A 12,027-nucleotide genomic window follows, 5' to 3' on the forward strand; every position below is an offset into this window, starting at 1 on the left:
ATGCTAAAAAACTTATTTTTATTCTCTTTTATATTTACTCTATTTATTGGGAACTCTCTTGTAGCAAAAGAGGAGTCTACTAAGTCTGCTAAAGCTACTATGGGTTACTTAGTTGAAGGTCTTCATGACATAAAGTTTAAAGATGCAAGAATAGCATTCTCTTTATGGATTAAAGAGTTATCTATAAATGAGGATATGGATGTAGGAATTAAGTACTATGAGAATGAAGAGGAGTGTATTGAAGATTTTGAATCTGCATCTTTTGAGTACTTAGCACTCAATGCATACTTTTATCTCAAGCATCAATCAAGAATAGATGCTAATGCAAAAGAGTATTGGGTTGCAACAAAAAGTGAAAAGAGATTTACAAACAGAGTTATATTAGTAAATAAAAAGAGTGGCATAAAAAGTTTAAAAGATTTAAAAAATAGAACAGTTATGTCTCGAGAAGATGACTATCTCGGTAGACTTGTCTTAGATAAAGAGCTTTTAGAAGAGCTTGGAGCTGACTCAAGTTCTTTTTTTAAAAGTTCTCTAAAGAGTGCAAAATCCTCTACAGCGATTTTAAAAGTATACTTTTCTACTGTAGATGCTTGCGTGGTTCCAGAGTATATGTTCAAATTTATGCAAGAGATGAATCCAAAGTTATCCTCAGAGCTTAGTGTACTCAAAAGAACACCGGATATATTTCTCCCTGTGATGGCTGTTTTTCATAAAACAACACCTACTTCGAGTATAGACTCTTTTCATAGAAATGTAGCAACACTAGAGAGTACACCTAGAGGACAAAATATTTTAGCACTTTTTAAGATGCATAAAATGAGAGTAGTTGATGTAAAAGAGTTTGATGGCTTAAGAGAGTATTACCAAGAGTATCTTCATCTGAGTAAGGCATACAAAAAATCCAAAACAGGAAGCTATAATGAGTAGCAAAAATAGTCTTTTTAAAAGAACCTTTTTTATTATCGTTACGGGACTTTTGAGTGTTGTAACACTTTTTAGCTATTTGACAATAATGGATCAAAAAAGTGCACTTATTGAGGTTATGTACTCAAAAACAAAAACTATAGCTAAGTCAATATCTCTTGTCTCTTCTGATGCTATGGTTATAGAAGATTATGGTTTTATCGTAGAGCATAATGAAAAAGTTTTACAAGACAATAAAGAAATTAGTTATATACTCATTGTGAAAAAAGGGGAGGGAGAGAGTAAGCTTTATAGTGATGTTAATCGCTGGGAATTAGTAGATAAACTTCCTGATTCAGTAACTGCCTCACTACTCTCGAATGAGTATCAATCGATTATTAAAAATGGTTTTTCTAAGAGTGCTGAAGATGTCTTTCACTACTCATATCCAGTGGTCTTTTCTGGCCTTGAATGGGGCTGGGTAACAATAGGCTTTTCATTAGAGAGATATAAAGAGATGATGAACTCAATTTATGTAAATAATGCAATTCTCATTGTAACAATTTTATTCGGCTCTATGCTGTTTTCTCTGCTTTTGGCACGCTGGATTACTAAGCCTATCTTTACTCTCAACGAAGCAGCTAAGCAGGTCGCGTTAGGTGATTATAGTGTAGCTGTAAATGTAGATACAGATGATGAACTTGGTGAGTTGGCAAGTAGTTTTAATATCATGATAAACACTATTAAACTCTCAAGTGAGCGACTTTATGCATATAATGAAGAGTTAGAGAGTAGAGTTGAAGAGCGCACAGATGAGCTAATTACTCTCAATCAAGAACTTGACCAAAGAGTAAAGGATGAGGTGCATAAACGTGCTGAGCAAGAGCAGATCCTTATACAACAGTCACGTTTTGCAGCTATGGGTGAAATGATAGGAAATATCGCCCATCAGTGGAGACAACCTCTAAATGCCCTTGGACTTCTTTTACAAAACATCGAAAATGCTTACGAGATGGATATGCTTGATGAAGAGTATATTAATAGAAGTATAGAAAAAGGAACTCGTCTTACAAATGGGATGTCACAAACTATAGATGACTTTAGGAACTTTTTTAAACCAAATAAAGAAGCACTTACTTTTTCAATAGCCTCAATTATAGAAACGGCCATGGGAATGTTACGTCCAAGTTTAAACAATCATAATATTGAAGTAAAAGAAGAGATAGACAAAAATGTTTTAGTTCGAGGCTTTCCAAGTGAGTTCTCTCAAGTAATACTTAACATAGTAAACAACTCTAAAGATGCTCTTCTTGAAAATAGAGAGAGTCAAAGAGAGATATATATTCGTGTTTTTGAAAAAGGGGATTATGCATATCTGGAGATTGAAGATAACGCAGGGGGCATTCCTAAAGAGATAATTAAAAAAGTATTTGACCCATATTTTACAACAAAAGATGAGGGAAAGGGTACTGGTATTGGTCTTTATATGTCTAAGACAATTATTGAGAACAATATGAGTGGTGTCCTATCTGTCCATAATACAGAGCATGGTGCATGTTTTGTCATTAAGATAAAAGTAGAAGACTCTAAAGGTAAATAAAATGGTTAAAAACAATATTGATAAATTAAAAAATTATAAAATACTCTATGTTGAAGACAATCTTGAAATCGCTGAGGAGATAGCTTTCTTTTTAAATAAAAAAGCAGGAGAGTTATACTCTGCATATAACGGTGAAGAAGGTGTTGCTCTGTTTAATGAAAAGAGACCAGACATAGTTATCACTGATATACAGATGCCTAAAATGAATGGCATTGAGATGATTAGAGAGATACGTAAGATTGACTCTAATGTCCCCATAATCATCACTACTGCGTTTAATGAAAGTAAGTATCTTTTAGAAGCGATTGACCTACAAGTAGATGGCTACTTGATGAAACCACTCAATATGAAAGAGCTTATAAATCGTGTACTTAAAATTCTTGAACCTATAGAGTTAAAACAGGCACTTATGGATAAAAATAGTGAACTTGAAGAGATAAATAATAACCTAGATGCTATCGCTAAAGAAAAAACAAAAGAGTTAGAACATTTTTATGCACATGATCCACTTACTGGACTTGAGAACTTTATAGCACTAGGTCAAGAGATAGATACGGGGGAGTATAGACATCTGTTACTTTTAGATGTGTCAAACTTTTCTTTGATAAATAAACAGTATGGAAAAGATTTCTCAAATGCAATTTTAAAAGAGATAGCAAAGATTTTAAAAAGTCATATAGCTAACCATGCGAGACTTTTTAAAACAGAGTCTGATCGTTTTGTCTTTTTACTTGAAGAAGAAGATCACACAAAGATAGAAGAGTTCTGTCAGCAACTTATCAGCTTTTTTGATACACAAGCTGTAGTGATAGACGCGTTTGAAGTGAACATAAGCTTTTCTATGGGAATCGCAGAAATAGCAGAAGATTTTTTTCCACTTGTAAATGCTGAGTTTGCCTTGGATATAGGTAAAAAAACAGGAAGCCGTTACTACTACTTTTATGATGAAACTGAAGATAGTGTAAAACAAGCAAAAGAGACTATCAAGTGGATAAATATAACAAAAGAGATGATACAAAATGATAGAATTGAGCCATACTTTCAGCCAATAGCTGACACACAAACAGGTGAGATAGTTAAATATGAAGTTTTAGCTCGTGGAAATTATGAGGGTGAGGTGTTTTCTCCGTACTTCTTTATCTCTCCAGCTGAGAGGCTAGGAATGATTAGCTCTATTACTCGAATGATGATAGGTAAAAGTTTTCAATACTTTAATGGACAAGAGATGAATTTTTCTATTAACATTACCCATAGAGATCTACTCGATAAGTTTCTCATCCAGTTCTTAGAACAAAAACTTGAACTTTATAATATCGAAGCTAAAAATGTTACCTTTGAGATACTTGAAAACATCACAATAGGTGAGCAGCATAAAGTTGTTATCGCTCAACTCAAAGCTTTAAAAACGATGGGATTTAAGATTGCTATTGATGATTTTGGTATAGAAAACTCAAACTTTAGTCGTCTTTTGGAGATAGACTTTGACTACATAAAATTAGATGGCCTGTTTATAAAGTCTTTGGAAGTAAACACTAAAGACAGAATTGTTGTATCTGCAATAGTTAGTCTAGCAAAAACATTAGGTATCAAAACTGTAGCGGAGTATGTTGAAAATGAAGCTATTTACAACATCATTAAAGAGTGTGGAGTCGATATGGCGCAGGGTTATTATATAGGAAAACCAGAGGCACAGACTTTATAGGCTATAATAATTTAAAATTTAAGGAGTCAATATGAAAAAGTTTTTACTGTTTTTAATACTAATTGTTGCATTTGGGATGAGTGCTTGTTCAAGTAAGCTGATGAAAAATAGTCATGGTTCTTATGAAAGAGCGAACGATGCTTCTAAAGAATCTATTAAAACATTAGATAAAGATACTAAGTAGCTCCTAATAAGGAGCTATAAAAAGTATGATCTCTCTTAAGTTTTTAGTTTAAAACTTTATTTATCATTGGTGCAATCAAAGACATTGGTGATTCATCTTCTATCATCTTTTTAAGTTCAGCTTCTGTTGAGAGACTCTCTATCTTAGTAATCGTCTTATTTATTATATAAACAACAACAATTTTTTCAGTTTCAACATCTTTTCTAAATGGTGCAGCTGCTGTTTTATCATCGAGTAACATAACTGTATGTTTAAAATCTTTGAGTCCAGGAAGGATAAAAAGGCTTCTTATAAGTGATGGAGCAGTACTAATGTCAGCTATAAACTGAGCATTATGCTTTTGTAAGTAATCTGCTTCTTGTGAGTTAAAAAAATCATTACAAATATGTGCTGGCTCTTTGTCAAGTGCAAAGATAAGCTTATAAGTATCTGCACTTATAGTGTGTGATTTTTCAAACTGATCGTTTAACTTTAAATCTCCAAGAGTTTTTCCAACAACTAGTTTAGGTTCTACATTAACAACTTCTTCACTTTTTGAGCTACAGCCTATGATGAGTAGTGTAGCAATTATCGCCGTAAGAGTTTTGAGCATTTTGAGTATCCTTTTAAATTTTTGACATACTACATGAACTTAGATTGTAGTATCAATATTAATCATATCTAACTATTAATATTAATAAAATTTAAAGAACTTCCGTGTAGAATTTCAATAAAAAATTAAGGATGCAATATGGCATGGGCAACAGCAAGACATATATTAGTAGATAGCGAAGAAAAGTGTAATGAATTAAAAAGTGAGATAGAAGGCGGAACTGAATTTGGCGAAGTTGCAAAAGCTAACTCAAGCTGTCCATCATCTAGAGATGGCGGAGATTTAGGTAAATTTGGACCTGGACAGATGGTTCCTGAGTTTGATAAAGCAGTGTTTAGTGGTGATGTGGGTGTTGTTTATGGGCCTATTAAAACACAGTTTGGTTATCACCTACTAGAGGTTACCGGGAGAGGATAATCTCTTCTAGCTCTTCAAGCGGAGCGCTTATAAGTCCATCAAACTGAGTTTTATTAAAAGTTTGTTGGCGTTTAGCAAGTTGAGCGGTATGTATAGAGATTAACTCTATCATTTGCTCTTTATCACTCTTACCATCAAGAAAATCTAAAACTTCAACAACTCCTATAGACTTCATTGAATGTGGTGCTCTTGTATACTTCTGCTCTAAAAAAGAAACTTCATCTATTAGTCCCATTTCTAGCATTTTTTTTGAGCGTTTAGAAATTCTTTGTCTTAATACATCTCTAGAAACTTCTATATTATATATATCTAAATTCTCGATAATTGGTTTTGGCGGGTTCAATTCAAACCATTTTGAAGGGCTAAGTTTAGATGCTTCGTATATAAGTAGTGCTTTTTCTATCCTATAGCTATCGTTTGAATCAATCTTACTCATATATGTTGGATCTAAATCATTTAAAAACTGATAACACTCTTCTAAATTTTTTAGTTTTTTGTTTACACTCTCAACTACCTCTTGAGATATCTCTGGAATATTTGAGAGTCCTTGAATAAGTGTTTTTAAATAAAAAGAGGTACCACCAACAATAACAAGATTTTTCTTATCTCTTTGACACTCAAAAAGTACCTGTTTATAAAGGTCTATAAATATATCAACGCTGAAGTATTCATCAGGATTTAAAACGTCTATTCCAAAATGCTTTATACTACTTAACTCCTCTTTGGAAGGTTTTGCAGATACTATATCTATCTCTTTATAGATACTAAGAGAGTCTATGGAAAGTATGTAGGCATTAATTTTTAAAGCAATTTTTATAGCTAAATCACTCTTTCCTGAAGCAGTTGGTCCAATAATCGCGAGTTGTTTCATGAGTGAATTATATCATTTTAAAACAACTTTGGATAAAATGAGCATTAATTATCTAAGAGGGTTAAATATTGCAAAGAGCTATACAAAAAGCGAAAGATTTTAATGAGTTGGTTATGTTTGAACACTCTATATTTTCCCTGCCTTTTATCTTCATAGCTATGGTTGTTGCAGCTGATGGCTGGTTTGGTTTTTGGCTTTTGTTTATGGGTGTTTTAGCTGCACTTAGTGCTAGAAACTTTGCTATGGGTGTAAACCGTTATGCAGACCGTGACATTGATGCACAAAACCCAAGAACGTCTGGACGTCCAAATGTTGATGGGCGCTTGAATGCTTCGAGTATTTTACTTTTTATCTTTGTAAACGCCATTATATTTATCGCAGTAGCGTATATGATTAATCCTCTAGCGTTAAAGTTAAGTGTCCCTATATTGATTGTTCTTGGTTCTTATTCTTACTTTAAACGCTTCTCATCTTTAGCACACATCATACTAGGGATATCATTAGGTCTAGCTCCAATAGCTGGCGTTATAGCGGTTAGTGCGACTATCCCGTTATGGTCTGTATTTTTAAGTTTAGGCGTTGTTTTTTGGGTAGCAGGATTTGATCTGTTATACTCACTGCAAGATATGGAGTTTGATAAAGAAAATTCTCTGCACTCTATCCCATCAAAATATGGTTCAGAAAATACACTGAAAATTTCAGCATACTTTCATAGCTTAACGGTACTTTTTTGGGTACTCTTTGTATATTATTCAGGTTTGGGAGCAGTGGCTTACGTAGCAGCAATTGGAAGCGCGCTTGTTCTTGCATATGAGCAAAAACTTGTGAGAAAAGATTTCACTCAGATTGATAGAGCGTTTTTTACAGTCAATGGTTACCTTGGTATCGCATTTTTTACCTTAATAGTAATAGATAGGATTGTAGCATGAGTGAACCGCGTTTAGTTGCAGCGCCGATACATATATATTTCAGTGAAGCCGAAACAGATTTACTAACATATGAGAGAGAATACCAACAACTTAGTGAAACAGATGATGATCCCATCTCTCAATGGCTAAAACTAGCTAAGGCCCGTGGGGATACAAGAGAAACAGATCAGGTTTTACTGCAACTTGTAGTAGAGCTTCACAGAAAAGTAGACGCTCTGGAGATGTTCATAAAAGATGAAAAACCAAGTAGAGTATCGCTGACAAATGAGATGCAGATTAACTCCATAGGTTTTGAGTACTTTAACCTTGAAGAGCCTTCATTAGATGTTGGTAAGATTTACTATGGTCGCATAGAGATGCCAGTTTATCCTAAGCACGACGTTGGAGTCTTTTTTGAAGCACTTAGCCCTACGCTTGCTAAGTTTACTAAGATGCATGAGCGAGATGAAAAAGAGTGGGCAGCATATATGACTGCACGCGAAAGAATACTAATCCGAGAAGCAAGAGAGAAGAAATAGTGAATATTGAACACTTTAACATAGAGTATGTCGTTGTAATTATGGCGGCTATTATTTTATACCTTTTATATTATGTTTACACAAAAGATGCAGATTACACAAAAAACATTCGCTCCGTTGCCTCTGTTGTCGAAGAGCTAAATCGTGAGCTGTTTTATATGAAAAAAAACATAAGTGAAACGCAGGGAAGTATTAAAGAGAACTCGCAAAGAATGAACGATGAAGAGATTTATCAAGAGATTGAACGCAGCGTTTATGACATGGTTCAGCCACTAAGCGCAGGTTTTAAACAACTCCAAGAAAATATAAACGCGATAGATGTGGAAATAGGTAGTCGTATTACTCAGCTTGAGAGTGGCGTGAAGCAGATATCCATTCCATCTTCGATTCATGGAAATGACGACGAGAAGATTATTTCACTTTTTAAGCAAGGTGTTTCCGTTGAGACGATATCAAAAGAGCTTCATATCTCAAAACCCGAAGTTGAGTTTGTTCTAAAAATCAACAAAATAAAGTAAGCAGAGCGAGCATGAGCGCAGATAGACAACTTTTTACACTTGTTGGCATACTTATTATGACTAGTATAGTATTGTCTTACACTCTTGCTCCCTATACAACGCTTCTCTTTGGCGTGAATGAGTTTCATTTCGCTATCCGTCAAGCTATTTTTGGATTTCTTGGAATCACTATCATTTTTATCCTCTCGCAATTAGACCCAGAAAAATGGTTAAAACCAGTAGGCTTCTTACTCTTTTTTGGCTCACTGTTTTTAATGGTAGCTATGCCATTTTTACCTGAGAGTTTAGTCTCAGAAGTAGGTGGGGCTAAACGCTGGATTAAAGTAGCCGGGTTTTCTTTGGCTCCCGTTGAGTTCTTCAAGGTTGGATTTGTTTACTTTTTAGCATGGAGTTTTTCTAGAAAACTAGGCCATCATGATGGAATGGGACTAACAAATGAGTTTAAGCGTTTCTTACCTTATGGCGTTATATTTGTGGGGGCGATGTTTATTATCGCGTTTTTACAAAAAGATTTAGGTCAGGTTGTTGTTTTGGGACTTACTCTAATCTTTATGCTTATATTTGCTGGAAGTAGTTTTAGATTTTTCTTTTCCATTCTTGGAGCAATTTTTGGCGCGGTTATTCTTTTTATATTAACCGCAGAACATAGAATCATCCGTATAAAGTCTTGGTGGGCGCTTGCTCAAAACTCGGTACTTGAAATATTTCCAGATTCTATTGCAGATAAGTTGAGAGTGCCAGTAGAAGTTGAGCCTTATCAGATAGGACACTCTTTAAACGCCATACATAATGGCGGTTTTTTTGGCGTTGGAATAAGCAATGGAACATTTAAACTTGGTTTTTTAAGTGAAGTTCATACTGACTTTGTCTTAGCTGGACTTGCTGAAGAGTTTGGATTCTTGGGTGTAACGTTTGTCGTAGTCGTATTTTTATGGATGCTTCAGAGAATTTTTAAAGTAGCAAACCGTACAAAAGATAGAAGTGCTTATCTATTTAGCATAGGTATAGGGCTTAGTCTCTCATTTGCATTTTTAGTAAACGCTTATGGTATCAGTGGAATTACTCCGATTAAAGGTATTTCAGTTCCATTTTTAAGTTATGGGGGTTCTGCTATGTTAGGTGCGGCGTTTGGCGTTGGAATGGTTCTAATGGCTTCAAGAAAAGCGGATATGAGCTAAGATGAAGTTATGTATAACGGGTGGGGGCACTGGTGGTCACTTAATGATAGCCGAAGCTCTTGTGGCAGAGGCCGTTTCTCGTGGTCATGAGGCTATTTTTATAGGTTCTACTAAGGGACAAGACAGAAAATACTTTGAGTTCAATAGTCAGTTTTCTCATGTGTACTTTTTACAAACAACAGGCGTGGTAAATCAAAAAGGCTTGGGAAAACTAAAGGCATTGTGGAAAGTTTTTTTAGCTTTTTTAAAGGCTCGAGCCTTACTTAAAAAGCATAAAGTTCAAGCTGTATACAGTGTTGGCGGATTTTCTGCGGCACCTGCGTCATTTGCAAGTCTGAGTCGCTTTACTCCTCTGTTTATACATGAACAAAATGCGGTTACTGGAAGACTCAATGCTCTTTTAAAACCATATGCAAAAAGTTTTATATCGGCATATGAAGATGACTCAAAGATAAAAGGTTATCCCATAAAAGAGATTTTTTATAAATCTGCGCATAAACGCCAGAATTTAAAAACAATCATATTTTTAGGTGGCTCTCATGGAGCGAAGGCTATAAATGATTTAGCACTTAGTGTGGCGTTAGAGTTAGATAGTCGCGGCATAGCTATTATTCATCAAGCAGGTGAAGCTGATTATGAGAGAGTAAGAGATGAGTATGAAAAGCTGGGCTTAAGAATAGAACTCTATGGATTTACTAAAGAGTTACCAGAACTTATAACAAAAGCTGATTTGGCAGTAAGTCGTGCAGGAGCAAGTACTCTTTGGGAGCTTACAGCAAATGGATGCCCAGCTTTTTATATTCCCTATCCTTATGCAGCGGGAGATCATCAGTATCATAACGCGAAGTTTATAGTTGATAATGAGATGGGTTGGTGTGAGAGAGAAGGTGAGCAGTTAAAATCTAAGTTTTTAGATATATTAGAGAGTGACCTTGAGCAAAAAAGTACAAAGCTACTCTCATATAGTTCAAAAGACGTAGCGGAAAAAATGATAAAAGACGTTGAGGAAAGTATAAAATGATAAAAGAGTTAGCACAGATTTTAGTAGATCTTATTTTTGACTGGGGGTATCTAGGGATATTTTTATTAATGGCTGTAGAGAGTAGTTTCATCCCCTTTCCAAGTGAAATAGTCCTTATTCCTGCAGGTTATTTAGCCTCAAAAGGTGATATGAATATAGTGATGATTATGATAAGTGCTCTTGGAGGCTCTTTAATAGGTGCGTTTATTAACTACTATCTCGCCCTCACTCTTGGGAGAAAACTTTTAACGAAGTATGGAAAGTACTTTTTTATTAAAGAAGAAGCCCTTGTTAAGATGGAGAGTTATTTTAAGAAACATGGGCATATCTCTACGTTTACAGGAAGACTCATCCCGGGAATTCGTCAGCTAATTTCGATTCCCGCAGGGCTTGCTCGTATGAATTTGGCACAGTTTACGCTCTTCACGTCTTTAGGTGCAGGTATTTGGGCTTTGATTTTAGTACTTTTGGGTTATATCATAGGTGAAAATCAAGAACTAATAGATATCTATCTTAAGCAGATAACAATGGGTGTTTTAGCTTTGATGGTTATCGTAGCTTTTGTATACTACAAATATAAAAAAAATAGGGATTAATTATGGATTATATGTTCGCACAAGGTTTTTTAGGAACTAGGGCTCCATTTTTTATGGATTTTGTTACTTTAATAGTTGCTGTTTTACCGCTTTTAGTTTTTAGCTCCATCCTTCTAGCAAGACAAGGAAGATACAAACTTCATGCTCTTACTCAAAACTTGATTTTTATCGTATCTGTTATAGTTGTTGGTTATTTTGAGTATGGCGTTCGCGTTGGTGGAGGATTTGATTTTTTCATCAGTGAAAGTGGCGTTTCTAAAAGTTACGCTTCGGTTGTAATGGTATTGCATATTATGATAGCTATTGTTACGTTTTTTACTTGGGTTGTTACAGTCTTTAAGGCAAATATACAGTTTTCAAAAGGTCTCATTCCAGGAGAAAAATCAACTTCTCATAAATCATTAGCGCGTAAAACATTTTTAGGAATTATATTTACGTCATTTAGTGGTATTTGGGTTTATGTACTTCTTTTTGTGTACTAATAAAATTAAATTAAGGAATAAGAAAAATGATACAAATAGATGAAAAAGCACCGGAGTTTTGCTTACCAAATCAAGATGATGTAGAGATATGCTCTCGTGATTTAAAAGGAAAATGGGTAGTTTTATACTTTTACCCAAAAGATAGTACACCAGGGTGTACAACTGAAGCATGTGAATTTACAGAAGCTGCACCAGACTTTTCTTCACTTGACGCAGTTATCATTGGAGTGAGCGCAGATAGCACTAAACGCCATCGTAACTTCATAGAGAAGCAAAACTTAGCTATCACACTACTAAGTGATGAGAGTACGGAAATGATGCAAGAGTATGGTGTTTGGCAACTCAAAAAGAACTATGGCAAAGAGTATATGGGAATATCTCGTACAACAATGATTATAGACCCTGATGGAGTTGTAAAGGCACTATGGGAAAAGGTAAGAGTTAAAGAGCATGTTGCTAAAGTGAAAGTAGAACTTGAGAGATTGACTGCAATCTAATTAGTAGTTAAATATA

General features: G+C 34.8%; 15 protein-coding genes. 13 read left to right on the forward strand and 2 right to left on the reverse strand.

Annotated features, from left to right (window positions below; genetic code table 11):
• From GJV85_RS02325 to GJV85_RS02340, 4 genes are read left to right on the forward strand one after another with little or no spacing between them, the layout of a single operon-like run.
• The gene (locus GJV85_RS02325; protein WP_207562269.1) at positions 1 to 930 is read left to right on the forward strand and encodes a phosphate/phosphite/phosphonate ABC transporter substrate-binding protein; all 930 of its coding nucleotides are present in this window, start codon (positions 1 to 3) and stop codon (positions 928 to 930) included.
• Positions 923 to 2,506: a sensor histidine kinase gene (locus GJV85_RS02330; protein ID WP_207562270.1), complete on the forward strand. Its 1,584-nt coding sequence runs from the start codon at positions 923 to 925 to the stop codon at positions 2,504 to 2,506. The genes GJV85_RS02325 and GJV85_RS02330 overlap by 8 nt, the downstream gene beginning before the upstream one ends.
• Position 2,507: 1 nt before the next feature.
• A complete protein-coding gene (locus tag GJV85_RS02335) occupies positions 2,508 to 4,208 on the forward strand; it encodes a two-component system response regulator (protein ID WP_207562271.1) in 1,701 nt (566 codons plus the stop codon).
• Between the two features lie 31 nt (positions 4,209 to 4,239).
• Positions 4,240 to 4,392, forward strand: coding sequence for a hypothetical protein (locus GJV85_RS02340; RefSeq protein ID WP_207562272.1), 153 nt, complete (start codon positions 4,240 to 4,242; stop codon positions 4,390 to 4,392).
• Positions 4,393 to 4,435: 43 nt separating this feature from the next.
• Here GJV85_RS02340 and GJV85_RS02345 read toward each other — a convergent pair whose 3' ends face one another.
• The gene (locus GJV85_RS02345) at positions 4,436 to 4,984 is read right to left on the reverse strand and encodes a hypothetical protein (RefSeq protein WP_207562273.1); all 549 of its coding nucleotides are present in this window, start codon (positions 4,982 to 4,984) and stop codon (positions 4,436 to 4,438) included.
• Between the two features lie 138 nt (positions 4,985 to 5,122).
• Here GJV85_RS02345 and GJV85_RS02350 point away from each other — a divergent pair, with 138 nt between their 5' ends.
• A complete protein-coding gene (locus GJV85_RS02350; RefSeq protein WP_207562274.1) occupies positions 5,123 to 5,401 on the forward strand; it encodes a peptidylprolyl isomerase in 279 nt (92 codons plus the stop codon).
• Here the strand turns inward: GJV85_RS02350 and miaA are convergent.
• A complete protein-coding gene (miaA, locus tag GJV85_RS02355) occupies positions 5,385 to 6,272 on the reverse strand; it encodes a tRNA (adenosine(37)-N6)-dimethylallyltransferase MiaA (protein ID WP_207562275.1) in 888 nt (295 codons plus the stop codon). The genes GJV85_RS02350 and miaA overlap by 17 nt on opposite strands.
• 68 nt (positions 6,273 to 6,340) lie before the next feature.
• Here miaA and mqnP point away from each other — a divergent pair, with 68 nt between their 5' ends.
• The 8 genes from mqnP to bcp are packed head-to-tail and all read left to right on the forward strand — an operon-like array spanning position 6,341 to position 12,011.
• Entirely contained in the window at positions 6,341 to 7,201 is an 861-nt protein-coding gene (mqnP, locus tag GJV85_RS02360; protein WP_207562276.1) for a menaquinone biosynthesis prenyltransferase MqnP, read from the forward strand.
• Positions 7,198 to 7,719: a hypothetical protein gene (locus GJV85_RS02365; protein WP_207562277.1), complete on the forward strand. Its 522-nt coding sequence runs from the start codon at positions 7,198 to 7,200 to the stop codon at positions 7,717 to 7,719. The genes mqnP and GJV85_RS02365 overlap by 4 nt, the downstream gene beginning before the upstream one ends.
• Positions 7,719 to 8,237, forward strand: a complete 519-nt coding sequence (locus tag GJV85_RS02370) for a hypothetical protein (RefSeq protein ID WP_207562278.1) — start codon at positions 7,719 to 7,721, stop codon at positions 8,235 to 8,237. Before GJV85_RS02365 ends, GJV85_RS02370 begins: the two co-directional genes overlap by 1 nt.
• Positions 8,238 to 8,248: 11 nt before the next feature.
• Positions 8,249 to 9,415 carry an FtsW/RodA/SpoVE family cell cycle protein gene (locus tag GJV85_RS02375; RefSeq protein WP_207562279.1) on the forward strand — a complete coding sequence of 389 codons (1,167 nt, stop codon included), beginning with the start codon at positions 8,249 to 8,251 and terminating at the stop codon, positions 9,413 to 9,415.
• 1 nt (position 9,416) lies between these two features.
• Entirely contained in the window at positions 9,417 to 10,436 is a 1,020-nt protein-coding gene (murG, locus tag GJV85_RS02380) for an undecaprenyldiphospho-muramoylpentapeptide beta-N-acetylglucosaminyltransferase (protein ID WP_207562280.1), read from the forward strand.
• Entirely contained in the window at positions 10,433 to 11,032 is a 600-nt protein-coding gene (locus tag GJV85_RS02385; protein WP_207562281.1) for a DedA family protein, read from the forward strand. The genes murG and GJV85_RS02385 overlap by 4 nt, the downstream gene beginning before the upstream one ends.
• 2 nt (positions 11,033 to 11,034) lie before the next feature.
• Positions 11,035 to 11,514, forward strand: coding sequence for a DUF420 domain-containing protein (locus GJV85_RS02390; protein WP_207562282.1), 480 nt, complete (start codon positions 11,035 to 11,037; stop codon positions 11,512 to 11,514).
• Positions 11,515 to 11,540: 26 nt separating this feature from the next.
• Positions 11,541 to 12,011 carry a thioredoxin-dependent thiol peroxidase gene (bcp, locus tag GJV85_RS02395; RefSeq protein ID WP_207562283.1) on the forward strand — a complete coding sequence of 157 codons (471 nt, stop codon included), beginning with the start codon at positions 11,541 to 11,543 and terminating at the stop codon, positions 12,009 to 12,011.
• Positions 12,012 to 12,027 lie beyond the last annotated feature (16 nt).

It is taken from the genome of Sulfurimonas aquatica (assembly GCF_017357825.1).
Classification (GTDB): domain Bacteria; phylum Campylobacterota; class Campylobacteria; order Campylobacterales; family Sulfurimonadaceae; genus Sulfurimonas; species Sulfurimonas aquatica.

Bases quoted from the DNA above. Each gene is read 5' to 3' on its own strand.
- GJV85_RS02325 (WP_207562269.1), top strand. From the start codon at position 1: ATGCTAAAAAACTTATTTTTATTCTCTTTTATATTTACTCTATTTATT.
- GJV85_RS02330 (WP_207562270.1), top strand. From the start codon at position 923: ATGAGTAGCAAAAATAGTCTTTTTAAAAGAACCTTTTTTATTATCGTT.
- GJV85_RS02335 (WP_207562271.1), top strand. From the start codon at position 2,508: ATGGTTAAAAACAATATTGATAAATTAAAAAATTATAAAATACTCTAT.
- GJV85_RS02340 (WP_207562272.1), top strand. From the start codon at position 4,240: ATGAAAAAGTTTTTACTGTTTTTAATACTAATTGTTGCATTTGGGATG.
- GJV85_RS02345 (WP_207562273.1), bottom strand. From the start codon at position 4,984: ATGCTCAAAACTCTTACGGCGATAATTGCTACACTACTCATCATAGGC.
- GJV85_RS02350 (WP_207562274.1), top strand. From the start codon at position 5,123: ATGGCATGGGCAACAGCAAGACATATATTAGTAGATAGCGAAGAAAAG.
- miaA (WP_207562275.1), bottom strand. From the start codon at position 6,272: ATGAAACAACTCGCGATTATTGGACCAACTGCTTCAGGAAAGAGTGAT.
- GJV85_RS02365 (WP_207562277.1), top strand. From the start codon at position 7,198: ATGAGTGAACCGCGTTTAGTTGCAGCGCCGATACATATATATTTCAGT.
- GJV85_RS02375 (WP_207562279.1), top strand. From the start codon at position 8,249: ATGAGCGCAGATAGACAACTTTTTACACTTGTTGGCATACTTATTATG.
- murG (WP_207562280.1), top strand. From the start codon at position 9,417: ATGAAGTTATGTATAACGGGTGGGGGCACTGGTGGTCACTTAATGATA.
- GJV85_RS02385 (WP_207562281.1), top strand. From the start codon at position 10,433: ATGATAAAAGAGTTAGCACAGATTTTAGTAGATCTTATTTTTGACTGG.
- GJV85_RS02390 (WP_207562282.1), top strand. From the start codon at position 11,035: ATGGATTATATGTTCGCACAAGGTTTTTTAGGAACTAGGGCTCCATTT.
- bcp (WP_207562283.1), top strand. From the start codon at position 11,541: ATGATACAAATAGATGAAAAAGCACCGGAGTTTTGCTTACCAAATCAA.